General features: G+C 49.5%; 22 protein-coding genes, 1 riboswitch and 1 other annotated feature. Of the genes, 8 read left to right on the top strand and 14 right to left on the bottom strand.

The features are described 5' to 3' along the window. Positions 1 to 93 precede the first annotated feature (93 nt). The 7 genes from AXX12_RS13795 (at position 94) to AXX12_RS13765 (ending at position 9,679) form a co-directional block, all read left to right on the top strand. Positions 94 to 1,593 carry a DASS family sodium-coupled anion symporter gene (locus tag AXX12_RS13795; protein ID WP_066243804.1) on the top strand — a complete coding sequence of 500 codons (1,500 nt, stop codon included), beginning with the start codon at positions 94 to 96 and terminating at the stop codon, positions 1,591 to 1,593. 666 nt (positions 1,594 to 2,259) lie between these two features. After that, positions 2,260 to 3,282 carry a 3-oxoacyl-ACP synthase gene (locus tag AXX12_RS13790; protein ID WP_066243800.1) on the top strand — a complete coding sequence of 341 codons (1,023 nt, stop codon included), beginning with the start codon at positions 2,260 to 2,262 and terminating at the stop codon, positions 3,280 to 3,282. Between the two features lie 30 nt (positions 3,283 to 3,312). Beyond that, positions 3,313 to 4,608, top strand: coding sequence for an acetyl-CoA hydrolase/transferase family protein (locus AXX12_RS13785; RefSeq protein WP_066243798.1), 1,296 nt, complete (start codon positions 3,313 to 3,315; stop codon positions 4,606 to 4,608). 27 nt (positions 4,609 to 4,635) lie between these two features. After that, complete coding sequence (locus AXX12_RS13780; RefSeq protein ID WP_082816876.1) at positions 4,636 to 5,907, top strand: MFS transporter; 1,272 nt, start codon at positions 4,636 to 4,638, stop codon at positions 5,905 to 5,907. A gap of 79 nt (positions 5,908 to 5,986) precedes the next feature. Next, positions 5,987 to 7,384 (top strand): sigma-54 interaction domain-containing protein, encoded by a 1,398-nt coding sequence (locus AXX12_RS13775; protein WP_066243791.1) that lies wholly within the window; start codon positions 5,987 to 5,989, stop codon positions 7,382 to 7,384. A gap of 16 nt (positions 7,385 to 7,400) precedes the next feature. Continuing rightward, positions 7,401 to 8,033: a flavodoxin family protein gene (locus AXX12_RS13770; RefSeq protein WP_066243789.1), complete on the top strand. Its 633-nt coding sequence runs from the start codon at positions 7,401 to 7,403 to the stop codon at positions 8,031 to 8,033. Between the two features lie 314 nt (positions 8,034 to 8,347). Continuing rightward, positions 8,348 to 9,679, top strand: a complete 1,332-nt coding sequence (locus AXX12_RS13765) for a M20/M25/M40 family metallo-hydrolase (protein WP_197470726.1) — start codon at positions 8,348 to 8,350, stop codon at positions 9,677 to 9,679. 298 nt (positions 9,680 to 9,977) lie between these two features. On the opposite strand, the gene AXX12_RS18830 is transcribed toward AXX12_RS13765, so the two are convergent. From AXX12_RS18830 to AXX12_RS13700, 14 genes are all read right to left on the bottom strand, one after another. After that, positions 9,978 to 10,100: a hypothetical protein gene (locus AXX12_RS18830; protein WP_082816875.1), complete on the bottom strand. Its 123-nt coding sequence runs from the start codon at positions 10,098 to 10,100 to the stop codon at positions 9,978 to 9,980. Between the two features lie 115 nt (positions 10,101 to 10,215). Continuing rightward, positions 10,216 to 10,713: an acetolactate synthase small subunit gene (ilvN, locus tag AXX12_RS13760; RefSeq protein WP_066243787.1), complete on the bottom strand. Its 498-nt coding sequence runs from the start codon at positions 10,711 to 10,713 to the stop codon at positions 10,216 to 10,218. 4 nt (positions 10,714 to 10,717) lie between these two features. Beyond that, positions 10,718 to 12,412: a biosynthetic-type acetolactate synthase large subunit gene (gene ilvB, locus AXX12_RS13755; protein ID WP_066243786.1), complete on the bottom strand. Its 1,695-nt coding sequence runs from the start codon at positions 12,410 to 12,412 to the stop codon at positions 10,718 to 10,720. A 47-nt stretch (positions 12,413 to 12,459) separates the two neighbouring features. Further along, positions 12,460 to 12,720: a binding site (T-box leader), on the bottom strand. Positions 12,721 to 12,969: 249 nt separating this feature from the next. After that, positions 12,970 to 13,839 (bottom strand): L-serine ammonia-lyase, iron-sulfur-dependent, subunit alpha, encoded by an 870-nt coding sequence (sdaAA, locus tag AXX12_RS13750; protein WP_066243783.1) that lies wholly within the window; start codon positions 13,837 to 13,839, stop codon positions 12,970 to 12,972. Continuing rightward, positions 13,836 to 14,495, bottom strand: a complete 660-nt coding sequence (sdaAB, locus tag AXX12_RS13745) for an L-serine ammonia-lyase, iron-sulfur-dependent subunit beta (RefSeq protein ID WP_066243780.1) — start codon at positions 14,493 to 14,495, stop codon at positions 13,836 to 13,838. The genes sdaAA and sdaAB overlap by 4 nt, the downstream gene beginning before the upstream one ends. Before the next feature lie 14 nt (positions 14,496 to 14,509). Beyond that, on the bottom strand, positions 14,510 to 15,904 hold the full coding sequence (gene lpdA / locus AXX12_RS13740; protein ID WP_066243778.1) for a dihydrolipoyl dehydrogenase: 1,395 nt from the start codon (positions 15,902 to 15,904) through the stop codon (positions 14,510 to 14,512). 33 nt (positions 15,905 to 15,937) lie between these two features. Further along, complete coding sequence (gene gcvPB, locus AXX12_RS13735) at positions 15,938 to 17,389, bottom strand: aminomethyl-transferring glycine dehydrogenase subunit GcvPB (RefSeq protein ID WP_066243777.1); 1,452 nt, start codon at positions 17,387 to 17,389, stop codon at positions 15,938 to 15,940. Beyond that, positions 17,386 to 18,732 (bottom strand): aminomethyl-transferring glycine dehydrogenase subunit GcvPA, encoded by a 1,347-nt coding sequence (gene gcvPA, locus AXX12_RS13730; protein WP_066243774.1) that lies wholly within the window; start codon positions 18,730 to 18,732, stop codon positions 17,386 to 17,388. Before gcvPA ends, gcvPB begins: the two co-directional genes overlap by 4 nt. A 1-nt stretch (position 18,733) precedes the next feature. Continuing rightward, positions 18,734 to 19,123 carry a glycine cleavage system protein GcvH gene (gene gcvH / locus AXX12_RS13725; protein WP_066243772.1) on the bottom strand — a complete coding sequence of 130 codons (390 nt, stop codon included), beginning with the start codon at positions 19,121 to 19,123 and terminating at the stop codon, positions 18,734 to 18,736. Positions 19,124 to 19,125: 2 nt separating this feature from the next. Then, positions 19,126 to 20,226 (bottom strand): glycine cleavage system aminomethyltransferase GcvT, encoded by a 1,101-nt coding sequence (gene gcvT / locus AXX12_RS13720; protein WP_066243769.1) that lies wholly within the window; start codon positions 20,224 to 20,226, stop codon positions 19,126 to 19,128. Between the two features lie 157 nt (positions 20,227 to 20,383). Further along, positions 20,384 to 20,472: riboswitch (glycine riboswitch) on the bottom strand. A gap of 73 nt (positions 20,473 to 20,545) precedes the next feature. Then, the gene (locus AXX12_RS13715; RefSeq protein ID WP_066243766.1) at positions 20,546 to 21,073 is read right to left on the bottom strand and encodes a 2-oxoacid:acceptor oxidoreductase family protein; all 528 of its coding nucleotides are present in this window, start codon (positions 21,071 to 21,073) and stop codon (positions 20,546 to 20,548) included. A gap of 1 nt (position 21,074) precedes the next feature. Next, positions 21,075 to 21,896, bottom strand: a complete 822-nt coding sequence (locus AXX12_RS13710; protein ID WP_066243956.1) for a 2-oxoacid:ferredoxin oxidoreductase subunit beta — start codon at positions 21,894 to 21,896, stop codon at positions 21,075 to 21,077. 28 nt (positions 21,897 to 21,924) lie between these two features. Then, positions 21,925 to 23,058, bottom strand: a complete 1,134-nt coding sequence (locus AXX12_RS13705; protein WP_066243764.1) for a 2-oxoacid:acceptor oxidoreductase subunit alpha — start codon at positions 23,056 to 23,058, stop codon at positions 21,925 to 21,927. A gap of 14 nt (positions 23,059 to 23,072) precedes the next feature. Then, positions 23,073 to 23,258, bottom strand: a complete 186-nt coding sequence (locus AXX12_RS13700) for a 4Fe-4S binding protein (protein WP_066243762.1) — start codon at positions 23,256 to 23,258, stop codon at positions 23,073 to 23,075. A 369-nt stretch (positions 23,259 to 23,627) separates the two neighbouring features. Between AXX12_RS13700 and AXX12_RS13695 the strand changes: the two genes are divergently transcribed. After that, positions 23,628 to 24,536, top strand: coding sequence for a LysR family transcriptional regulator (locus AXX12_RS13695; protein ID WP_066243760.1), 909 nt, complete (start codon positions 23,628 to 23,630; stop codon positions 24,534 to 24,536). Positions 24,537 to 24,656: the final 120 nt, after the last annotated feature.

Below are 24,656 nucleotides of genomic sequence, written 5' to 3'. Positions count from 1 at the left end.
TCCACCTCGGACAGATTCTGTTGCCGCGAGTAGAGTCAGGATTATATTATAAATGCGAATATTCCTTATAATTTCATAAAGGAGAGGATTCGCATGCAAAGTGTCAAAACAGCTGCTAGCCCGCCTATCCAACAAGAGTCTCTAGCCAAACGGTACGGCCTCATCCTTGGTCTGCTTGCTCTAGTCGCCATACTCGTCATGCCCACTCCCGCCGACTTACCAGTAGCCGGCAAAGTAATGCTTGGTATTTTGCTATTTTCGGTTATTGTTTGGATGACAGATTGCATCAGTTATCCTACCAGCGCCGCCATTATTACCGCTTTAATGGCATTTCTCGTCGGCATGTCACCTGATGTCGCCAACCCTAAGGTACTTTATGGCACCGCTAAGGGATTACAGATGGCGATCGCTGGGTTTAGCAACACGGCTCATACTTTGGTAGCTGGCGCCTTATTTATCGCCGCCGCCATGATGCTAACCGGCCTTGATAAGCGGATTGCCTTGTTCGTTCTTTCCAAGATCGGTGCCCGGACAAACCGGGTATTGGCAGGTGTCATTTTCGTCGGCTTTTTACTCAGCTTCTTCGTTCCCAGCACCACTGCCCGTGTATCCTGTTTGGTTCCTATCGTCCTCGGTATCATTACTGCCTTTGGCGTAGACAAAAAAAGCAAATTCGCCGGTGTCATGATGATCGCCACCGCCCAGGCGGACAGCATTTGGAATGTGGGTATCAAGACAGCTGCAGCGCAAAATATGGTTGCGATCGGTTTCATTGAAAAAATTCTCGGCAAGAACATTACTTGGCTGGAATGGTTTATTGCTGCCGCTCCCTTTGCCATTATCATGTCAGCTGTTCTTTATTATGTGCTGTTAAAAGTTATGCCACCGGAAATGGATGAGATCGCCGGTGGACAAGAAGCCGTCAGTCGCTCACTCGCTGAACTCGGCCCCATGAAGGCAAGTGAAAAGAAATTGATGGCTATCTCCCTGGCACTATTATTCTTCTGGTCAACAGAAAAGGTTCTCCATCCGTTTGACACATCTTCTACCACCATTGTGGCAATTGCGCTTATGCTGACACCCGGTATTGGGGTCATGAACTGGAAAGATGCCCAGGCAAAGATTCCCTGGGGTACAGTGATCCTGTTCGGCGTAGGCATCAGCCTGGGGTCGGCGCTACTATCAACCAAAGCCGCTGCCTGGCTAGCTAAGCTGTTCGTTACGACCTTTGGTCTGCAAACCATGCCCGCACTAGTCATACTCGGCGTATTAGCCGCGTTTTTGATCATTATCCACATGGGCTTTGCCAGTGCCACCGCCTTGGCGTCTGCCATGATTCCGATTGTCATCTCAGTCTTACAAAGCATTCAAACTCCTGGCATTAACATTGTCGGTATGACCATGATTCTGCAATATGTGGTTAGCTTCGGTTTCATTTTACCGGTCAACGCGCCGCAGAACATGATCGCCTATGGCACTGAAACCTTTGAAGTCAAGGACTTTGTCAAGACTGGCATCCCGCTTACGATTATCGCCTATCTGCTGATCTTACTGTTAGGCGCTACTTACTGGCGTTGGCTGGGATTGGTGTAATTACGTGAAAAAATCCCGGCGCAGTACTGCGTCCGGGATTTTTTTATACACTACAACGAGAAACAGCTTTTTCATTATCCTGCCTCCATCCATCGTGAAGTCGCGAGTGTATCTTATTACCAATATAACTGTGTAGTAGGAAATTCAAAACTGTGTCAGTAAAACTCATCACCTATTGGGGGTGAGTTTATTTTTTTGTCGATCAACCTCGTCTCTGATACCGACTCAAAGAGCAGATACACGAAAATAAATACTTTATAAAAGTTCCGAAACGCAATATTTTTCGGGACTTTTATTATTATTTTCAGTAACAAAACGAAACTAGTATCATTTTGTTACATTCCACTAATATACAGATTATTTGGATAAATCAAACACTAGTATCAAATCGTAACAAAATCTCGCGAATAAAGAACCTTACCTTTCCCTGGACTATATAAGCAAAATCTACTAGGACCAAAATGATTCTCTAGTAACAAAATGAAACTTCGTCATTCTCTGCATCCACGCCAGATTTGGAACAAAATGTTACAGGCCAACAAAGTCTGTATAGACTTGTTTAATAGCGTCAGTTGCTCATGTGCCAGTTGGCACATTTTTTGCTATAAAAAGAATCGAGTTGCGCAACTCGATTGATTCCATGTTAGGTTACAGGAGGTTTTACTTGTGAAACTCGATGTTCAAGTTGGCTTAGTCAGCTGGGGACTGTATCTGCCCAAGCAGTATATCACAGCTGAAGAACTATCGCCGCAAATCAACATTCCGGCAAATGTTATTAAAGAAAAGCTGGGTTTTGACAAAAAACCGCTAGGCGGTCCGGACGATCACGCCGTTGCCATGGGAATAAAGGCAGCTCAACAATGTATCGCAAAATCCGGTATCGGACCGGAAGAGATTGATCTGGTGCTTTGGGCTGGGGAGGATTATAAGGAGTATGTATGTTGGACTGCCGCCATCGCTGTCCAGCAGGCGATCGGCGCTACTGGAGCTTGGGCATTCGACCTGGCTCTGCGCTGTGCCGGAACACCCCTGGCGTTAAAAGTAGCAAAAGACTTGATGATCGCTAATCCAGAAATCAAAACGATTTTAATTGCAGGCGGCAATACGAATTGTTACCTCATCGATTATGCCCGACCTGAGCAGTCCTTCATGTTCGATATGGCTCCTGGAGGGCTAGCAATGCTGCTAAAGCGGGATTGGCCGGAAAACCAAGTCCTCGAAAGCCATATTATTACCGCCAATTCGATGTGCAACGATGTTCTGTCTGTCCGCGGCGGCACTCGACATCCTCTGACCCATGAAGATATTGACAATCAGGGGTGGAAAATCGTCGTTACCGATCCGGAGGGAATGAAGCAGCGTCTAGCTGAACATTCTCTACCATCCTTCACCGGAGTAGTTCGCCAAGCGGTGAACAAGAGCGGCTTGACACTCAGTGATGTCGGTTATGTCTGCCCAGTTCACATCAATCCCAAAGGTTATAAAGCAGTCATGGCTGAACTCGGTCTGCGGCCAGATCAGGGTTCTTATCTTCAACAATATGGACATTGCGGTCATGCCGACCAGATCATCGGTCTGGAAATGGGCTTGCGCGATGGCAAGATAACCGAAGGTTCGCATGTGGTTTTCCTGGGGGCGGGAACCGGTTACGCTTTCGCTGCCACCGTAATCCGCTGGGGAAAAATTTGATGCAGTTACTTGCAAAGGAGGATTTTGCTCATGCAATATCAAGAACTGTATAAGCAAAAATTGATTAGCATTGAAGAGGCTGTCCAAAAGGTGCATAGCAACGACGATGTGGTAATCCCGTTGGGACCGGCCGAACCGCCGGGTATTTTAAATAAACTGCATCTGGCCAAAGAACGGGTTACTGGCGTATCGGTGGTGATGACCTTGCCGCTTGGCGAGTACGATTTTTACATGAAGCCGGAAATGAAGGGCCACTTCGTAGCAAACACCTGGTATCACGGCGCCGGATGCCGCAAGGTCCACGACCAGGGAACGGCTTCGTATAATCCTTGTCATTTGCATAATGCCATCCAAAAGCGGCTGACTGTACGCAAACCAAACATTTTCTTCGGCACGGCGACGCCTCCGGATAAATACGGCTACTTCAATCTGTCATTAAGTTTAACCTACGAAAAAGAAGCCATTGAGGAAGCAGATTTGGTGATTCTCGAAGTCAACGAAAACCTGCCGCGGGTACATGGCGATACGCAGGTTCATCTGCGCGATGTGGATTTTGTTGTTGAAAATAGCAGACCTCTCCCTGCTTTGCCGGTGATTGTGCCCAGCGAGAAGGATAAGGTCATTGGACAGTATGTGGCCAGTCTTGTTGAAGATGGCGCCACTATCCAACTCGGCATTGGCGGAATTTCAAACGCCGCCGCCCTCTACTTGACCGAGAAAAAGGACCTTGGCGTACATACGGAAATGTTATCAGATCCAATCGTTGACCTAGTCGAAGCTGGCGTGGTCACCGGCAAACGCAAAACTCTATGGAAAGACAAGATTGTCGCCACCTTTTGCTTTGGTTCTCAGAAATTGTACGATTTCATCGATAACAATCCCTCCGTTGAACTACAGCGGGGCGGTCTTGTCAATGACCCGGCAATAGTCGGCAAAAATCATAAAATGACTTCCATCAACACGACTTTACAGGTGGATTTGTTTGGCCAATGCTGCTCTGAGTCAATCGGACACAGACAATACAGCGGCACAGGCGGCGCTGCCGATACGGCAATAGGTGCGCAAAAATCCGCAGGCGGCAAGTCGATTATGACCTTGTACTCTACCGCTAAGAATGACACTATATCTTCGATTGTTCCGCTATTGACTCCAGGCGCGACAGTCTCGATCTCACGCAATGATGTGGATTATGTGATTACAGAATACGGCATTGCCCATCTGCGCGGAACAAATATCGCGGAACGGGTTAAACGGCTGATTGGCATTGCCCACCCGAATTTCTGCGATATGCTGACAGAAGAAGCAAAGCGGCTGGCTCTTTGGTAATCAGTAAGATAACTTAAGGGAGGGTATATGATGAATGCCAAATACAAAGTAGGCGCAGTGGTAATCTTCTGTTATCTCGTTGCCTGGCTCGATCGCATGGCGATTAGCATGGCGGTGCCGAGCATGATGCAAGACCTGGGATTTTCGGCTACCACTGTCGGAACAATCATGAGCGCCTTTTTTGCAGGTTATGCGTTGTTCCAAATGCCGGGCGGCATGCTGAGTGATAAGATCGGGCCACATAAGGTTATCACCGGCGCTTTAGCTTGGTGGTCACTGTTTACGGCCTTCACCGGCATGGTGTCTTCGCTCAGCGCGATGCTGGTAATACGGTTTCTGTTCGGTGTCGGCGAGGGCGTTTTCCCGGGTCCGGTCTGGAAGATGATCGGTAACTGGTTCAGCAAAAAGGATCGGGCAACCGCCAACTCGGTCATTTTGATGACCGTCGCACTGGGGCCTGCGCTTACACCGCTGATTGTCGCTCCAATTTTGGCGCCCTATGGCTGGCGGGCTGTATTCTATATCCTGGGCGCACTTGGCGTTGTCTGTGTCCTATTATCCTGGCGCTACATCAGCAATACACCCTATGAGTGCAAAGGCATTAGCAAAAGTGAAATTGAGCAATTTGAGGCAGAGAAAGCAATCGATGCCAAAAATGCTGACAAGGCGATGGAGAAAGCCACTCTTGGCCAATTAATGGCTTCACCGGCGATTTGGATATTATTCGTCAGCGTCCTCGCGTTAACGATTACTATCTATGGCTATCTGACCTGGCTGCCAGCCTACTTGTCAAAGGCCCGCGGTATGTCTCTCGTCAAGGTTGGCGTCATGGCCTCTGTCCCCTTTTTCTTCGCTACGATCGGCATGGGACTTTCCGGCTGGCTATCTGACAAGTATTTTCGCAACAACAGAAAACTCTTAGTCATTGTCTCTGAGCTTTTAGGCGCCTTCGCGCTATATAAGTTTTTCAACGTGGTTGACATGGGAGAAGCGCAAATCTATCAATGTGTCGCCGCCTTCTTCTTATACATGGCGCTGGGATCGATCTGGTCATTGCCTGTGTTGATGATTCCGGAACACCTGATGGGATCGGGAACAGGCTTTGTCAACACCGGTGGCCAGCTTGGCGGTTTTATCGCGCCAATGGCTGTTGGCTTCATGATCGACTACTTTGGCGGTGACTATGTGGCCGGATTCAATGTGGTGATTGGCTCGGCTGTGCTGTCCGCCCTAATTGTCGCTATCTTCGTAAAAGACAAGAAAAAAGAAGTAGTAATGCCGACGATTGCCGCAGAGTAGACTGAACCTCTCGTGCCCATATTTCATCTGGACGTCTCTCTGATAATATGGTACAAATTAGGGAGATGGGAGTGGTAACATGAACTGTGACGGTAATACAAAGACTTCAGACGCACTGGAAGCAACCTTTGTTGGCAATGTATTTAAAATTTTTGACCATATGCCGATAGGGATAAACTTTGTCGATGAGACTGGCAGAATTGTACGGCTAAACAAAGCGATGCTGGATTACTTTGGCCTGACGCACGAAGCGGAAGGCAAGCATATCAGTGAGATCGAGCCTACGTCACGCCTTCCGGTCGTCCTAAAAACAGGTAAAGCGGAAACTGCCCACCGTCACACGTTCGCCAACGGACGGGAAGCGATTGTGCATCGCATACCTGTCATAGACAACGGGAAGATTCTTGGTGCGCTCGGCATCATTTTGTTTGGCGATTTACAGGAAGTTTATATATTAGCGGAAAAGAACAAGCTGCTTCGTGATAAACTGGCAGATTATGAACAAGATAAGCGAATCTATAAAACCAAGTATCACCTAGCCGATATCATTGGCGTTAGTCCTGAGAGCAAAGCCTGTAAGGAACAGGCGCAGCGCATCGCGCGCTCCAACTCAAACGTGCTTATTCTGGGCGAAAGCGGCGTGGGCAAAGAACTATTTGCCCACGCAATTCACGACGAGAGCGCCAGACGGACCGGCCCCTTCATCCGGGTAAACTGTGCCGCCATTCCGGAAACCTTACTGGAATCAGAGCTATTTGGCTATGAGGAAGGAGCTTTCACCGGTGCGAAGAAGGGCGGGCAACCAGGAAAATTCGAGCTAGCTGACGGCGGAACCCTTTTCTTAGATGAGGTCGGCGATATGCCGTATATCATGCAGGCCAAGATATTGCGAGTTCTGCAGGAGAGAGAGTTTGAACGGCTGGGCGGCAAGACCAGTGTGCGGATCAACGTACGCGTAATCGCCGCCACTAACGCAGACTTAGAAAAACTGATTGAAAGCGGCGCTTTCCGCAGCGATCTTTTTTACCGGCTTAATGTTCTGTCCTTAAAGATACCGCCACTTCGGGACCGACGCGATGATATCCCTAAACTGGTTTATCACTTTTTGGGCGTGATTTACCAAGAAAACGGCTTATATGCAACTTTTTCTCCCGAATGCATGACTGCCCTGACCCATTACGAGTGGCCGGGTAACATCCGCGAATTGCGCAATGTGGTGGAAAAAACGGCGCTGGAGGCAGAAGGTCGCGTGGCGCAGCCTGTTGACATACCACAATACATTCGCCGCAGCATTAAAATCCGCAAATCCCGGACCCATGAAGAAGAAGGACTCGTCCCTCTCTTGCAGCGTATTGAGGCCGAGGAGATCAGGCGCGCTATCGAGCTTTGCGGCGGCAATAAAATCAGGGCTGCTGAATATTTACAAATACCCAAGGTGCGATTATACCGGAAACTAAAGAAATTCGGCATCGAGTAGAACAGGAGGAAGTGACATGAAGACGATTGCCATTTGCGGTTCTCCCCGCGAAGGCGGCAACACCGAATTTTACCTGAAAACTATCTTGTACGAACTTGAACAGCGAGGCATCGAAACCGAGTTTATATCCTTACGGGGGCTTACCATTCGCCCCTGCACAGGTTGCTATGGCTGCCTCGAGAAAAAAGCCTGCGTGCAGGATGACGACTTTGAGGTCGTTTTTCAGAAGATGTATCAAGCAGACGGTATCCTGGTTGGTTCTCCGGTTTATGTTTCAAGAACCACTTCGCTGGTTTCTGCGTTTTTGGAGCGAGCAACCTTCTCAGGCCGCGGATCAGGCAGACTCTTATCCGGTAAGGTTGGCGCTCCGGTCACTGTCGCCCGTCGGGCCGGGCAGACACTTGCATTCAGTGAACTTCTGCTCTGGTATTTCATTAATGACATGATCATTCCGGGCTCGATGTACTGGAATGTCGGCGTAGCCGGGGCCAGAGGCGCCAAGGACGCCAACAATGACTTAGAAGGAATTGAAATCATGAAATATTTTGCAAAGAATATGTCAAAAGTTATGCACGCTTTAGCGCAATGCGACCCCTCCGGCGATAAGACAGAGACCGTCAGTGCGGATAAACTATTCTTTAAAAAGTAGGCTTTGCAACAAAGAATTACAAAGCGCCTTTAAAAAACCAAGTCCCGACTCCCTGGCAAGGGCGAGTCGGGACTTTCCAGTTCCGCTTTATCTGTTACACATCGAATTTACTTTGCTCCGATATAATACCGATTTATCCCATCCAGCAAATTCGCCGATCTTGGCAGCCAATCTCACGACTCCTCCTGGGTAGCCTTTTTGGGGAAGACTTACGCCGCCTGCACCAGTGACCTCATTTTTTTCGCCTGCCTAGCAGGAAGTGGAATTTATTTGAAGAATCACATAGCTAGATCCAAAAAATGGAGGCGAATTGCATGATAAATGGACGCCGGTCGCTAATTAACCTGTGTATTATCATGGCTACCTTATTTATCCTCATGACTTCGGCAGTCGCTGCCGGTCTTACCCCTGCTCTATCCCCCCAAGCTGAGGAGGCATTCTCAAAAATCCAAAATCACGCCAAGGTTCAGCAAGGACTAGAATTCATCAAGAACGATCACGCTAATACGATGGCTGATCAAAAAACGATTGTTGCCATTCCCGCACCGCCGTTCAAGGAGAAGATACGCGGCGAGTATTATCTGAAACGCCTGCAGGAACTAGGCCTAAAGGACGTAAAGATGGACAGCGAAGGTAATGTTTACGGAATCCGCCCTGGCACAGGCAACGGCCCAAAATTGTTTGTCGAAGCTCATCTTGACACCGTTTTCCCTGAGGGAACAAATACAAATCCGATCGAAAAAGAGGGAAAACTCTATGCCCCTGGCATTGCTGACGATAGTCGCGGTTTAGCAGCACTATTGTCTGTAATTAGGGCTTTTAACGAAACAGGCATCAACACCGTTGGCGACATTACTTTCTGCGGCACGGTCGGCGAAGAGGGTCTTGGCGACCTGAGAGGCATGAAAGCCTTTTTCCGCGACCACAATGATATTGCTGCTTCTGTCAACATTGACGGCACCAGCGTTTCTCGCATCACCTACTTAGCCACCGGCAGCCATCGCTATGAAGTGAATTTCAAAGGTCCTGGCGGCCATAGCTTTGGTGCGTTCGGTTTGCCTAGCGCCATTCACGCGATGGGACGGTCAATTGCCAAGATCGGCGATGTAGAGACTCCCAAACAACCTAAAACAACGTTCACCGTTGGCGTAGTCAATGGCGGCACCTCAGTCAATTCGATTGCCGCCGACGCGCAATTGCTGTTAGATATGCGCTCAAATAGTCAGGAAGAACTGCTTAAGGTAGAAGCCGTTATTCTGCCACTCTTCCAGCAGGGGGTTGACGAAGAAAATGCCCGCTGGGAGAGTGATAAAAAAGTGACTGTTGATATCAAGCTCGTCGGCGACCGTCCTGCTGGCAGCCAATCGCCTGATACGATGGTCGTTCAGGCCGCCTGGCTTGCTACCAAAGCGATCGGTCAAGAGCCTCAGCTAACTCCCGCCAGCAGCACAAACGCAAACCTGCCGATCAGCATCGGCGTACCGGCGATCACGATTGGTGGCGGCGGGGTCGACGGGCGCAATCACTCGCCTGATGAGTGGTTTGATCCGACAAACGCTTACCTTGGACCGCAGAAAGCATTTGTCACTATCCTGGGGCTCGCAGGGATTGACGGTGTAACCGCTCCTTTGTTGACCGCGAAGTAAATCTTACTCTGGTATGTTAAGGAAAACCGTTGCGATAGTCCTTGGGGAAGTACGGGGCACCATTCCACGGAGGGCACGGAGTGGTAAAGAGGGCACGGAGGTTTCATTTTTGGGGGCCAGCAGAGCTGGCAAACTAGGTACCGTTCCCTCTGTGTACTCCGTTTATCTCCGTGACCTCCGTGGAAAACGCAAACTCGTCCTCTTCGCAAACTAAAAATTCCTGATACGTTTAAAAAGCCTGCCAACAACTTTGTCGGCAGGCTGATTCATTCTTATGCTTTTTTCTTTCATATAAAACTCACGAATTCTTCTTAACCATCGGCTGTCCACAACAATGAATCTCGGGATTACCGCCTGCTTTAGTAACTGTTACTTCATTTCCACAGAGCGGACAGGTAAACACTTCTCCTAATTGAGCCATTTAGACCCCTCCTTTCTGGAAATAAAATCCTATAAAATAAGATTTCTATCATTTTATAGCAAATCCTGCTTATTATTTAAATCTTCTTACTTTTTTCGTTTCTGTATGAAAATCCTTACAACTCTTTCGCCGCGACCGGCCCCCGCGAAACAGCGATTTTTCCGGTGCGGACAATCTCAATAATGCCGAAATCAACCAACACCTCGCAAAGCGCGTCAATTTTGCTTTGCTCACCGGTAAGCTCAATGACCACGGTCTCCCGATTGACATCGACAATCCTGGCCCGGAAAATCTCGACAATGTCAACAAGGTCGGAACGATTGGTATTGCTGGCTTTGACCTTGATCAGCGCCAACTCTCGCTGAATCGAATCGACGTGAGTTAGATTAACGATTTTTATGACATCGATGAGTTTGGACAACTGGTTGACGACTTGTTCCAACTCCAATTCATCATCTACTTCGACATCAATCGTAATTCGAGTTGTATTGACTTCTTCAGTCCGGCTGGCGGCAATACTTTCTATGTTGAACGCACGCCGGCTGATTAAACCGGATATATGGGTCAGCACGCCTGGCCGATTTTCGACTAATACGGCTAAAGTGCATTTCATCGTATCATCCCCCTAAAACCATTTGATCTAACCGACCGCCTGGCGGCACCATAGGCAACACATCGGCGGTTGCCGGCACCATCACTTCAACAAGCACTGGTCCTTCAGTTGTCAGCGCCTGCTGCAATACTGAGTCTAGTTCCTCCAGCGTGGCGGCCCGCATGCCGGTGACGCCCATCGCTTCTGCGAGTTTAACAAAATCTGTACCGCCATGGGTGCTAGAGTGAGAATAGCGTTTGCCGTAAAACATGCGCTGCCATTGATTGACCATCCCTAAGACTTGGTTGTTTAAGACAATAATCGTAATCGGCAATCCATTATCCGCCACAGTGGCGAGTTCCTGACAGTTCATCATGATACTGCCGTCACCTGAAAACAAAACAACTGTCTTATCCGGCTGCGCAATCTGCGCACCCATCGCCGCCGGCAGACCGTAACCCATTGTTCCCAGTCCGCCTGAAGTTAACAGTGAACGCGGTTTGACAAAGTCATAATACTGCGCTGTCCACATTTGGTGTTGACCGACATCGGTAACAATTACCGCGTCGTCAGCAAGCAACGTCCGCACCTTCTCGATCACGCTGTGCGGCGCAACCCGCTCGGACGCAACAGCGCTCGGCAAGGGATTCTCCCGATTCCACTGCTGGCATTGGGCAAGCCACGGCGCTACCTGGCTCTGCCACTCGTTCGGCTCACGGGTAGCGGTTGCGAGTTTGCACAACAAAGGCAATGACCAGCGCAAATCAGCAACCACCTTTAGATCTGTCCGTACATTTTTATTCACTTCAGCCGGATCGATGTCAAAATGGATAATCTTCGCGCGGGGTGCAAAATCCTTAACTAGGCTGGTAACGCGGTCATCAAATCTAACGCCAATTCCTAACAGTAAATCGCACTCCATGGTTGCCATATTGGCGCCATAGGTTCCATGCATACCCACCATGCCCAGACTCTGCGGATGGCTGCTTGGCAAAGATCCTAAGCCCATCAAACTGCTAATGACAGGATAGCCGGTTAGCTCGACAAACTCGCGAAAACTATCAGCCGTATCGGATAAGCATACCCCGCCGCCAACAAACAGCAACGGTTTTTCCGCTAGCTGAAGCGCTGCGACAACTGCCTCCACATCAGCCGAGTTACCGGCGAAAGTTGGCGAATATCCCCTCATTTGTACGGTTTTCGGATATTCGAATTCAAACATTGCGTTAAATACATCTTTAGAGATATCGACAACTACCGGCCCTGGTCGTCCGGTACGCGCGATATGGAATGCTTCTTTCATGACCCTCGGCAGATCCTGCACCTTTTTAACCAAATAGTTGTGTTTGGTGATTGGGGTAGTGATGCCGCAGATGTCTGCTTCTTGAAACGCATCCTTACCAATATAAGGAACGCCAACCTGCCCAGTAATCGCCACCAAGGGAATCGAGTCCATATAAGCGGTGGCAATACCGGTCACAAGGTTCGTTCCGCCTGGACCTGAGGTGGCAATACAAACCCCCACCTTGCCGCTCGCCCGCGCATAGCCGTCAGCAGCATGCACCGCCCCCTGTTCATGACGGGTTAAAATATGCGGGAAATCGGCTTTGTATAAGGCATCATATAAGGTTAATACACAGCCGCCCGGATAACCGAAAACAACGTCTACGTTTTCTTGCTTCAAACACTCAATAACCGCTTCTGCACCTAACATTTTCATCACTACTCGCCCCTCTCTTACAAAAAATAAAAATCTCCGTCCCTTCTACAAGGGACGGAGATTAATCCGCGCTACCACCCAAATTACTATAGTTGCCCATAGTCTCTCAACGGTACGGAGTTTACACTCGATACCTCGCCACAATAACGGGTGGCGTTTCCTCAATCGAGGCCCGGCACAGCCTACTACATTCTTCGGTGTGCAACTCACGGAGGATATTCATGACAGCAGATAGTACTGGTTCACACCAAATCCAGTTCTCTGAAACTATCTCAGACTGTAACTACTGTTCCGTTCATCGTCATTTCACGATATATTATTGTAACTATTTTAGTATAACAATCAGTTTCTGTCAACACATATCTCTGCAAAGCGGACTGAATTTTTATAAAAGTCTCACTTTTTTTCTACTTATCAACCCGGCCGTAGTGTCGCACTCACTACCGCTTTATAGTAGCCGATACTTCTCAACAGGAACGTGTAGCAATGAAAATGTAAGGCGTCCTGGTAATTGAAGCAAAGACCTCCGGAAATCGGAGGTCTTTGTAGCTATCAGGCTAATTTGGTTTTGACAACCGTTCCGTTATCTCTATCCCTGTCGCCGTCTTTGCCAACCCACCCTCTGAAGTTTCCTTTAATGAACAAGGAAGCTCCGCCCCGATCCGGTTCATCGCGTCAATGACTTCATCAGCCGGGATTATGCTTTCAACTCCGGCAAGCGCCATCTGGGCGGCAGTTAGGGCGTGGACCGCAGCAAAGCCGTTGCGTTTTACGCAAGGCACCTCAACCAACCCTGCGACCGGGTCGCAGACAAGTCCTAACAGATTTTTCAAGGCTAACGCCAGGGCGTGTGAGGACTGGCGCGGCGTGCCGCCCAGCATCTCGACAACTGCCGCGGCAGCCATCGCCGCGGCAGCGCCGCATTCAGCCTGACAACCGCCGACTGCACCGGAGACGGTGGCATTAGCGGCAATTACCTCACCGATTCCCGCCGCCGTGAAAAGCGCTCGAACTAGCTTGTCATCACCGCATTGCAAGTGCTCGGCAATAGCCAGGATCGCCCCAGGCACGATGCCGCAAGATCCGGCAGTCGGACAGGCGACGATTTTCCCCATATTGGCATTGACTTCGCTGACCGCTATCGCATTAGCGGCTGCGCGCATGACAACTGGGCCGATAAAGCTATTCGTTGTTGCTAATCGGTACGCATCCCCGCCGACTAAGCCGCTAAACGACTTCTCCCGCTGGATTAAGCCTTGTGCCGCAGCCTGTTGCATCACTGCCAGCCGGGACGCCATTTCTCGCCATATGGCCTCTGGCTGGCTGGCGCTGCGTTCTGTTTCCCACTGCCAAACAACGTCTGCGATCGGCTGTCCCATTTCTTCCGCCAGAGCTACCAGCTCAGCAATACTCGTAAAACTCATCATAACGGTTTCACCAACAATGCAGATTCAATGGCAGGCACGGGGCTTATTGCTGCCAGCACTTCCTCAGGTATCGGATGATCTGTTTCCAAGACCATCAGCGCCTGCACACCTTTTTGCTTTCTCGACACCTTCATAAAGGCGATGTTTACATTCTGTTGAGCCAGTATCTGCGTAATCATCGCGATAATCCCCGGTTTATCTTGATGAAGCGTAATTAACGTATAATAATCGCCGGTAATTTCCACATCATAGCCGTCGATTTGCGTGATGACGATTCTACCGCCGCCGATGGAAGCCCCGGTAACCTTTACCGATTTTCCAGAAATCCCTTTAAGCTGCATCTGAGCTGTATTAGGATGAAAATCGCCTCCCTCTACTATCCGAAAGGTAACGTGGAGATTGGCTTGAGCAGCTAGATTGATCGCGTCCTTAATCCGGGTGTCTTCTGCCGAAAACCCTAACAGGCCCGCGACTAACGCTTTGTCGGTGCCATGCCCTTTATAGGTTCGGGCGAACGAACCATATAAATTAATGGTCACCGCCACCGGCGCTTCGCCTAAAATCGTTCGCGCCATTTTACCCAGCCGGACTGCGCCGGCAGTGTGAGAACTTGACGGCCCGATCATGACCGGGCCGACAATATCAAATACACCCATAGAAAGCCTCCAACTTACTTCATCTTCACCTGATGCACAATGTCGCCGTCAATTCCATGCGCGCATTCCATAATCGCTTCCGACAGACTGGGATGGGGGTGAATAGTTTGTGCTAAGTCCTTAGCTGAGAGCTTATTTTGGATTGCCAGCGCGCCTTCCATAATTAAATCACTGGCGTGAGCGCCAAGGATGTGCATTCCTAATACAGCGCCAGTCAGCTTATCAGCAATGATCTTAACCAGTCCATCTGGTTCGCCCATCGATACGGCTTTGCCATTGGCGGCAAAGTTAAATTTGCTGACTTTAATTTCTTTACCCTGAGCCAGCGCGTCCTGTTCGGTCAGTCCGGTCATCGCCGCCTCTGGCGTCGTATAGATACAACCCGGAACTGCCTTGTAGTCGACTGCTGCCTGCTTGCCGCAAGCATTTTCCGCAGCAGCCATCCCAGCGGCGGATGCGGCATGGGCCCACATATACTTGCCGGTGACATCACCGATTGCATAAATACCTGTAATATTTGTCTCCATTTTTTCATTGACCGTAATTCCTTTACGGCTATAGGCAATGCCGACTTCATCCAGTCCTAGTCCAGAAACTAGTGGGAACCTGCCGATTGATGCCAGCACCTTTTCTGTGGCGATTTCCTGGGTTTTGTCTCCACTGCAAACTTCGACAACGACACCGTCGTCACCGGATTTAATCCCAATCACACGGGTATTTGTCATAAATTTAATCCCTTGCTTGCGCAAGAGCAGTGCCATGCGCTTGACAATTTCGCTGTCGACATTTGGCAAGATGGCGGGCATCATTTCAATCACGGTGACATTACAGCCAAATGCCTGAAAAATCGCTGCAAACTCGATTCCGACTGCGCCTGCGCCAATCACAACCATGCTCTTTGGTACTTCAGTCATGGCTAGCAGCTGATCGCTATTGATCACGCCGGCCAAGTCACCGCCCGGCACAGGCAAAGCCATCGGCGCCGAACCGGTCGCTAGTATAATCTTACTAGCGGAATATTGCTTCTCTCCTTCGGCTGTGCTGACACAGATTTGATCCTTAGCGATAAGCTTCGCTGTGCCAAATTCGAGATCAATCGCATTGCTCTTTACCAACTTCAGAATGCCCTCACGCATTTGCTCCACAACCTGGTTCTTGCGAGCATTTACTGCATTATAATCAAAGCTAATGCTTTCCGCCTTCAGGCCGAACTGGCTGCAACGCTGCAGATCATGCCACTTCTCGGCGCTCTTCAGCAAGGTCTTGGTCGGAATGCAGCCTCGATTCAAGCATACTCCGCCTAGTTGATCTTTTTCAACGAGCAGAACCTTTGCCCCTAATTGAGCCGCCCGGATGGCTGCGACATATCCGCCCGGACCGCCGCCCAAAACAGCTACATCGTAATTCATATTTTCTCCCCCCAGAGTTCTGTTGCCAAGTCGTTACGCTTTCCAGCGTACGACCGGCTTGCGCGCCGCTGTCGTTTCATCAAGTCTTCCCACCACTGTGTTGCTAGGAGAGCTGAGGATTTGCGACACATCGGTTTTTGCTTCTGTGGCGATTGCGCGCATAGCCTGAATAAAGCCATCCAGCGTTTCTTTGCTTTCCGTCTCCGTCGGTTCAATCATGATTGCTTCTTCAACAATCAACGGAAAATAGATTGTTGGCGGATGGTAGCCATAGTCTAGCAGCCGTTTGGCGATATCGAGCGTCTTTACGCCGAACTGTTTTTGATTTTTCGACGTAACAATGCATTCATGCATACAGTAACGGTCAAACGGAGAGTAAAAGTCTTCTTTTAACTGACTCAAACAATAGTTTGCATTCAACACAGCATCCTCGCTAGCTTGACGCAGACCATCCGGTCCCATCGCCAGAATATAGGCATAGGCCCGGACAATGACGCCAAAGTTGCCATAGAACGAGTGCATCCGTCCGATAGACTGCGGCCGATCATAATCGAGAGCATAGTTTTTGCCATCAAAAGCAATCACCGGTGTCGGTAAAAACGGAATCAGTGTTTTTTTCACGCCAACAGGACCGGAACCAGGACCGCCGCCGCCGTGGGGAGTGGAAAATGTTTTATGGAGATTGAAATGCACGACATCAAAGCCCATATCACCAGGTCGGACAATGCCCATTACTGCGTTTGCGTTAGCGCCATCATAATACAACAAGCCGCCGGCGGCGTGAACAATGTTCGCAATCTCTTCAATATTTGTTTCAAACAAGCCTAATGTACTTGGGTTAGTCAGCATCAGCGCGGCTGTATCGGGACCGACTGCAGCCTTCAGTGCCTCCAGATCGACTGAACCGTCGGCATGGGACTTGATTTCAACAATTTCCAGACCGCAAACTGTCGCACTGGCCGGATTTGTACCATGGGCCGAATCGGGTACAATCACCTTGGTTCTGGCTTCACCTCGGGAGCGATGATAGGCTCTGATGAGTTTTAGCCCGGCCAGCTCACCGTGCGCACCTGCTGCCGGCTGCAGGGTAACTGCATCCATGCCGGCAATTTCCGCCAGATACTGTTCCATCGTATAGAGCAGCTCTAACGCACCTTGGCTTGACTCGCTGTCTTGCAGTGGGTGAATGTGTGCAAATCCTGGATAACGGGCAACATCTTCATTCACTTTGGGATTATACTTCATCGTACACGATCCTAACGGGTAAAAACCTGAATCAAGGCCAAAGTTCCGCTTTGATAAATTGGTATAATGCCGTATCAAGTCAGGTTGGCTAACCTCCGGCAACTGGGCGTCAGCCTTCCGCAAAAACTCGGCGGGAATCAGTGTTTCGATTTCTAAAGTGGGGACATCGCATTGCGGTAAATTCAGCGCCTGCCGTCCCGGTACGCTCATTTCAAAGATTATCGCCTGGTTTCTGTTCATAATATTGCCCCCATTTCACTGACCAAACGGTCTATTTCTGCTTTAGACCTTTTTTCCGTCACGCAGAGCAACATGCAGTTATCCATGCCGGGGTAATAGCTGCCAAGATCAAGACCACCAACAATTCCCTTGGCGCGAAGCGCTTTATTCACTTTGGCAACCGGCTTCGAAAGCCGGACGACAAATTCTTTGAAAAATGGCGCGCTAAAGACGACTTCACAGCCATTCAGTTTTTGCAGCTCACGATAAGCGTAATTTGCTTTTTGCACACACTGGGATGCCACTTCGCGGAAGCCCTGCTTGCCGACTGTGCTGAGATAAATAGCGGCAGTCAAAGCGCACAACGCTTGATTGGAGCAAATATTAGAGGTCGCCTTTTCGCGGCGGATATGCTGTTCCCGCGCCTGCAAGGTTAAAACAAAGCCACGGTTGCCAGCATGATCTTGCGTTTGACCAACGATCCGGCCAGGTAATTTACGCATTAACTTCTCGGTAGCCGCGAAAAAGCCGAGGTATGGCCCGCCATAGGCTAACGCCAATCCCAGACCCTGTCCTTCGCCGACGACGATATCTACGCCTAAAGCACCCGGTGACTCCAGCAATCCTAACGAAATCGGATCAACGACAGTAATCAGATACGCTCCCCTCGCATGAGCGATTTGTGCTAATGTCTTAATATCTTCGATAGATCCAAAGAAGTTCGGCGACTGGATAATGACGGCTGCCGTGGAATCGTCCAGCATTTTTTCTAGTTGATCACGGTCGGTTACACCATCAACAAAGCCAGCCTCGCTGCTGATAAAGCCTCGGTCTAGTCCATAGCTCTCGAGAATATTCCGGTAGTGGGGATGTACTGCAGCGGCTGTGATCACCTTATTGCGGCCTGATGCCGCGCAAGCCATCATCGCCGCTTCCGCCACTGCTGTGCCGCCATCATACATGGATGCGTTGGCTACTGCCATGCCGGTAATTTCACAGATCAGCGATTGGAATTCCCATAACGCCTGTAGATAGCCTTGTGCTATCTCAGGCTGGTATTGCGTATAGGCTGTGTAAAATTCTGAGCGGCGGATAATATGGTCGATCACGCTGGGGATGAAATGATCATAAGCTCCTGCACCGAGAAAACATACCGCATCTTCCATGCTGATATTTGCCTTTGCCAGCGCCTGCAAATTCTTGATCAGCTCCGGTTCCGACAAGGCGGGCGGCAGGTCTAACGGCCGGTTTAAGCGCAGGTTTGCCGGAACATCTTGAAACAGGTCATCTGTCGCAGCAACGCCAATAGCCGCTAGCATTGCCTTGCGATCATTATCGGTATGGGGCAGATAACTCCAGCCCATCTTAGTGGCCTCCCTTCTCAACGATCTCGCTATAGGCAGCATCATCCAAAAGGCCAGTTAGTTCTTTCGGATTGGAAAGTTCGATGACTAATATCCAACCGTCGCCGTAAGGAGATTGATTCACCAATTCTGGTGCATCGTTGAGTTCTTGATTAGTTCTAATGACTTTGCCAGATAAGGGACTAATAATATCAGAAACAGCCTTAACCGATTCGATGACAGATATCCGCTGACCTGCTTTGGCTGAATCGCCCTCATTCGGCAGTTCGACAAAAACGACATCACCAAGCTGTGACTGCGCAAAATCAGTCACGCCAATTATCGCTGTGTTCCCTTCTACTCTAACCCATTCATGATCTGTAGAATACTTCAGTTCTGCCGGAATACTCATGATTATTTCCCCTCTCGTTTATAAAATGGTTTAGCAATGATTTCAGCAGAAAGCTGCTTACCACGAATATCAATCTCGATCGTTTGGCCAATTTTAGCATAATCAGCTTGAATTAGGGCTAAGCCCAAATTTTTATTAAGTGTAGGAGTATAGGAGCCGGTCGTCACTACGCCGATATGTACGCCTGCAGCCAAAACCGGATATTCAGCTCTGGCAATTCCGCGGTCAACCATGACAAAACCGACGATCTTGCGTTTCGTTCCATTCGTTTTTTGCTCTTGTAAGACTTCCCGTCCGTTAAAGTCGCCTTTATCCAGCTTGACAAAAAATCCGATACCTGCCTCAATTGGTGACATAGTGGCTGACAGCTCGTGTCCGTAAAGTGGCAAGCACGCTTCAAATCGCAGCGTATCGCGGCAGCCTAAGCCTGCGGGCAGCAATCCGAACGGCCGCCCAGCTTCCATGATCGCTTCCCACAAAAACGATGCATCCTCAGGCTTACAATAGATTTCAAAGCCGTCTTCTCCAGTATACCCGGTCCGTGATACCAATACTGTTTTACCGGCAACGCTGACTTCAGGCATAAACCAATAATATTTGATTTCTGCTAGCGGCGCGTCAGTCAGCTTGGCTAAAATCGTTTCTGCCAGCGGTCCTTGCAGAGCCAACTGCGCTGTTGCATCAGAGAGATTGGTCAGTGTAGCCTCAAAGCCTTTCACATTTTCTTGCATCCATTGCCAATCTTTCTCTATATTCGCCGCATTGATGACCAGTAGATATTCATTGTCAGCTTGCTTGTAGACCAACAGATCGTCAACCGTACCCCCATCCAGGTAACACATCGGCGTGTAAAGAATTTGATTGATTTGCAATTTAGCGACATCATTTGTCACCAGTTTTTGCAGAAAAGCCAACGCGTCTGGCCCGCTTACCAGCACTTCACCCATATGTGACACATCAAATAAACCAGCTTTAGTTCTTACCGCGTGATGCTCTTCCTTAATACCGGAGTATTGAACCGGCAGCAACCAACCGCCAAACTCAACGATTTTGCCGCCATAACGCACATGCGTCTCATACAGCGGCGTTTGCTTTGCTGACATAAAAGCCACCTCTCTCTTTTCTTGCAAAATAAAAGGACAAAGAAACAAAAGTGTAAAAACACTTTTGTTCTCTGTCCCTTATACCTGAGAGATTCGCCTGCGACAGGCGCCCCATCGGTGACACTTCTTTAACAAAGAAGCATACTCTCCAGAGTTCGGTCCGGTTACAGTATGTTTACCTGAGAGTTTGAACAAAGCTTTGCCCCATCGGCGCCGCCAAATTGCGGACTCTCCCATAACCATCATTCCTATTCATTTTTCAAAGAATTTCTAATCAACATATTACCGCTGAGCGCTTTTAGTGTCAAGAAATTATTTGTTATCCAACTAAATCCATGCCCAATTTTAGAGCTTTTTCATTAACCGCTTCCGTACCCTTCGGCACTCTGGCTAGCACGGCTTTGGTCAGCGATTCGATCGAGACCACGCCGGTTATTTTGGCGATGGCGCCCAATGCGATGATGTTGGCGAATAAGGCTTTACCTAAACTGTCTTGGGCAGTATGAGTGATCGGCAGTTCATAGACCTTCTTAAACTGTTTGTCAGGCAGTTGCTGGACAAACAGGCTGTCGGTAATCAGAATGCCGTCAGCAGGGAGATCAATCGTGTATTTTTTGCAGGCTTCCTGGCTCATAGCCAGGACTACGTTTGGTACGGTGATCTTCGGATAATGAATCTTGCCCTCAGAGATGATGACCTCGGATTTGCTAGAACCGCCGCGGGCTTCCGGGCCATAGGACTGGGACTGGATGGCTTGTTTTCCGTCCATCAGGGCTGCTTCGGCCAGGATGATGCCAGCCAGGATCAGCCCCTGGCCGCCGGTTCCGGATAAGCGCAGTTGCTGCATGTTATTTCGCTCCTTTCTGGACTCTGGCGATCACTTTGTCGTATTCAGCGCTATATTCGGGCGCTTCGGTTTTATACAGAACACCAATCGGGAATTTGCCCTCTTTTTGTTCATCAGTCATTTTTTCATAGGCGGCCAGCATGACGCCACGGTCTTTTTGCCATTTCATCATATCAGGAGCGCCGCCCATTTTATTCTGACGACCAAAAGAGATTGGGCAGGCAGTGATAGCTTCAATGAGGCTGAAGCCTTCGTGCTGGATGCCTTGGGCGATCACATCCACTAACAGCTGGGTATGGAAAGTGGTGGAACGGGCAACGAAGGTAGCGCCTGCGCCTTTGGCCAGCTCGGTGACGTCAAAGGGACGGTCAACTGTGCCGTAGGGGGCGGTGGTTGCTTTGGAGTTGGCTGGAGTGAGCGGTGAGTATTGGCCACCAGTCATGCCATAGATGTTGTTATTAAAGAGTACGACGGTGAGGTCGATGTTGCGGCGGGCAGCATGGATGAAGTGGTTGCCGCCGATGGCGGTAGCATCGCCGTCACCGGTGACGACAATGACTTTCAGCCGTGGTTGGCCAAGTTTGACGCCGGTGGCTACCGGCAGGGCGCGGCCGTGGGCTGAGTGGACGGTGTTGAAGTCAAGGTAGCCGGAGGCGCGGCTGGAGCAGCCAATGCCGGAAACAACGGCTACGTCGTTTTTTTCTAAAGCGAGTTTGTCAACAGCTTTGACGATAGCGCCGGTGATGATGCCGTTGCCGCAGCCGGGGCACCAGATGTGGGGCAGGCGTCCGGGGCGGAAGTATTTATCAATAATTTGTTCCATTTCCATGGGGTGCACATCCTTTCTGCGGTTATTTCAGGCTTTCGATTCTTGCCAGCAGCTCGTCCGGCGTAATCGCTTCACTGTTGTATTTGGCGTGGAGGGTTACCGGAGCTTTGCCGGCAACGGCACGTTCGACTTCGATGACATATTGGCCATAGTTCATTTCGGCAACAATGATGTGTTTGGCTTTGCCAGCGATCTCGGCAATTTGTTTTGCCGGGAACGGCCACATGGTGATCGGGCGGAACAGGCCGGCTTTGATGCCTTTAGCGCGGGCGGCGTCGACGGCGGCATAGGCAGAACGAGCTGTGCCACCGTAGGCGATGACAACAGTTTCGGCATCGTCCATGCAGTAGTTTTCATAGAGGACTATGTCGTCAAGATTGTTGTTGATTTTCTCATGCAACCGGTCCAGACATTTCTGGGTGGCAGCCGGTGAGCCATTGGGGAAGCCGTATTCGTCATGCACCAGGCCGGTGACGTGCCAACGGTAGCCGCTGCCAAACGGAGCCATGGCAGGTACGAGGTCAGCGTCGGCTTGATAGGCTTTGTATTCTTCAGGGGGAACTTGCGGCAGTTTGCGCTGCGGCTTGGCGATTTCATCATAGTTGTCAGGCAGCTCGATTTTCTCGCGCATGTGGCCGATGATTTCATCCAGCAGCAGAATGACCGGGGTACGGTATTTCTCGGAGAATTCATAGGCTTTGATCGTTAGGTCAAAGCACTCAGGTACAGAGCCCGGGGTCAGGGCAATGATCGGATGGTCGCCGTGGGTTCCCCAGCGGGCTTGCATCACGTCACCTTGCGCCGGTGCGGTCGGTTGGCCGGTAGAGGGGCCCACGCGCTGTACGTTGACGATGACCATCGGGATTTCGGCAATACAGGCATAGCCGATGAGTTCTTGTTTAAGGGAGAAGCCGGGGCCGCTGGTAGCGGTCATGACTTTCATGCCGGTTAGGGATGCGCCGATGATGACGCCGATGCCGGCGATTTCATCTTCCATCTGAATGAATTTGCCGCCGACAGTTGGCAGCATTTTAGCTAGCGATTCAGCGACTTCAGTTGACGGCGTGATCGGATAACCGCCGAAAAATTTAACGCCGGCGGCAATTGCGCCTTCAGCGACTGCCTGGTTGCCTTGCATTAGATAAACTTTGGACACTCTGTTTCACTCCTTTATTCCTTGTGTACAAAAATGGCGAAGTCCGGACAGCGCATTTCACATTGACGGCACATGATACAGTCTTTCTCTTTGACTACTTCAACCTTTTCCAGTTGGCTGACAGCCAGTACTTTTTTCGGGCAGAACTCGACGCAGATGCCACAACCTTTGCAACGATTGGCGTGAATTTTCAGACTCATTTTTGTTCACCTCTCTCCTTTTTTAAAAAAATTATACGTTAAAAAGATGTAAAACACACTTGACTCAATATTTCGTCTTCTATATGATTGTATCAAGACTTTTATTATGCGTAAAATACTATTTTTCGCTTCTTATCATACTAATTAGGTATGGCAAAAGAGGCTGTTGCGGTAATCTTTACTAACTGAGAAACGATTTTGAACCGCATTAAGCACTTTACGCTTATTGTTTATTTTTTTCGTGTTCCCTTCGTGCAGGCGCTATGCGGCCTTTCGCGTTTTCGCGGCCAATATTAGCTTCGTGCTTTATCTGGCTTTTTAGCCGCAAAAAATTAATACCGCTCCGGCGATCTTTGGGAGGCACTCATTGTGGATATTCGTGATATTAAGTATTTTCTCGCCATTGCTGAAGAGGGTAATATCACAGCAGCGGCCAAACGTCTCCATATTGCACAACCGCCGCTAAGCCGACATATGAAAGAACTAGAAGACCAATTGGGAGTCCAGTTGTTTGAAAGAGGCAAGCGCAAGGTAAAACTGACTGAAGCAGGGATTTTTCTACGCACACGAGCAGAGCAAATTATCGATCTATTGAATGCAACTACAACCGAATTAAAGGACTTTTATATTGGGGATCGCGGTACCTTAGCCATCGGGGCTGTGACCTCAGTAGCCGGTACGCTGCTGCCGCAATTGATTAAAATTTTTCGCGAGCGTTATCCGCACGTAGTTTTTCGGTTGCGCGAAGGCGAAAGCCGGCGAATTACCGAGCTTCTCGACAGCGGCATTATCGATCTGGGCATGGTAAAGCTGCCGTTTGACACAGATCTTTACGATTCGATCAGTCTGCCAAATGAGCCGCTGGTGGCGGTATTTCGACCTGAGCATCCGCACGCGATCTGTTCGGATTCAGACAGCATCAACTTACGAGAACTTGTCGATAAGCAATTGTTGATTCATCGCAAATTTGAAGCGATGATCACCAAAAGTTATGAGCAACTTGGCCTGACCCCTAGTATTCTTTGCGAAAGCGATGATGTCATGCCGCTTTTAGCCTGGGCAGACGCCGGCATCGGCATGGCAATTGTTCCGAAGTCTGCATTCAGTCTCATCCATAGCACAAGACTAATTGCCAAAGAGATTGTCAATCCCTCTTTAGTAACCGGCGGCGCCGTCATCTGGGTTCGCAATCGGTATCTTCCAGCCACTGCCCATCACTTTCTGGGCCTGTTCGGCAACAGAAATATCGAAGGTAAACGAGTGCTAGCAGGACAGTAAGAATAATCACTAGGCGGTCAGTACTGGAACGTTAACCGCAGAGTACACAGAGTTCGCAGAGGGCTAGGGTTTATTAGACAAAATAAATCCGAAACCCTCAGTGTACTTATATCAAGCCGC

Origin of the sequence: Anaerosporomusa subterranea, assembly GCF_001611555.1 — a bacterium.
GTDB lineage: Bacteria > Bacillota > Negativicutes > Sporomusales > Acetonemataceae > Anaerosporomusa > Anaerosporomusa subterranea.
This window is presented reverse-complemented; position numbering and strand designations above follow the sequence as displayed.

What these genes read in the sequence shown, in the direction of transcription:
- AXX12_RS13795 (WP_066243804.1), top strand. Translation starts at nt 94, where the DNA reads ATGCAAAGTGTCAAAACAGCTGCTAGCCCGCCTATCCAACAAGAGTCT.
- AXX12_RS13785 (WP_066243798.1), top strand. Translation starts at nt 3,313, where the DNA reads ATGCAATATCAAGAACTGTATAAGCAAAAATTGATTAGCATTGAAGAG.
- AXX12_RS13780 (WP_082816876.1), top strand. Translation starts at nt 4,636, where the DNA reads ATGATGAATGCCAAATACAAAGTAGGCGCAGTGGTAATCTTCTGTTAT.
- AXX12_RS13775 (WP_066243791.1), top strand. Translation starts at nt 5,987, where the DNA reads ATGAACTGTGACGGTAATACAAAGACTTCAGACGCACTGGAAGCAACC.
- AXX12_RS13770 (WP_066243789.1), top strand. Translation starts at nt 7,401, where the DNA reads ATGAAGACGATTGCCATTTGCGGTTCTCCCCGCGAAGGCGGCAACACC.
- AXX12_RS13765 (WP_197470726.1), top strand. Translation starts at nt 8,348, where the DNA reads ATGATAAATGGACGCCGGTCGCTAATTAACCTGTGTATTATCATGGCT.
- AXX12_RS18830 (WP_082816875.1), bottom strand. Translation starts at nt 10,100, where the DNA reads ATGGCTCAATTAGGAGAAGTGTTTACCTGTCCGCTCTGTGGAAATGAA.
- ilvN (WP_066243787.1), bottom strand. Translation starts at nt 10,713, where the DNA reads ATGAAATGCACTTTAGCCGTATTAGTCGAAAATCGGCCAGGCGTGCTG.
- ilvB (WP_066243786.1), bottom strand. Translation starts at nt 12,412, where the DNA reads ATGAAAATGTTAGGTGCAGAAGCGGTTATTGAGTGTTTGAAGCAAGAA.
- sdaAA (WP_066243783.1), bottom strand. Translation starts at nt 13,839, where the DNA reads ATGATGAGTTTTACGAGTATTGCTGAGCTGGTAGCTCTGGCGGAAGAA.
- sdaAB (WP_066243780.1), bottom strand. Translation starts at nt 14,495, where the DNA reads ATGGGTGTATTTGATATTGTCGGCCCGGTCATGATCGGGCCGTCAAGT.
- lpdA (WP_066243778.1), bottom strand. Translation starts at nt 15,904, where the DNA reads ATGAATTACGATGTAGCTGTTTTGGGCGGCGGTCCGGGCGGATATGTC.
- gcvPB (WP_066243777.1), bottom strand. Translation starts at nt 17,389, where the DNA reads ATGAACAGAAACCAGGCGATAATCTTTGAAATGAGCGTACCGGGACGG.
- gcvPA (WP_066243774.1), bottom strand. Translation starts at nt 18,732, where the DNA reads ATGGGCTGGAGTTATCTGCCCCATACCGATAATGATCGCAAGGCAATG.
- gcvH (WP_066243772.1), bottom strand. Translation starts at nt 19,123, where the DNA reads ATGAGTATTCCGGCAGAACTGAAGTATTCTACAGATCATGAATGGGTT.
- gcvT (WP_066243769.1), bottom strand. Translation starts at nt 20,226, where the DNA reads ATGTCAGCAAAGCAAACGCCGCTGTATGAGACGCATGTGCGTTATGGC.
- AXX12_RS13715 (WP_066243766.1), bottom strand. Translation starts at nt 21,073, where the DNA reads ATGCAGCAACTGCGCTTATCCGGAACCGGCGGCCAGGGGCTGATCCTG.
- AXX12_RS13710 (WP_066243956.1), bottom strand. Translation starts at nt 21,896, where the DNA reads ATGGAACAAATTATTGATAAATACTTCCGCCCCGGACGCCTGCCCCAC.
- AXX12_RS13700 (WP_066243762.1), bottom strand. Translation starts at nt 23,258, where the DNA reads ATGAGTCTGAAAATTCACGCCAATCGTTGCAAAGGTTGTGGCATCTGC.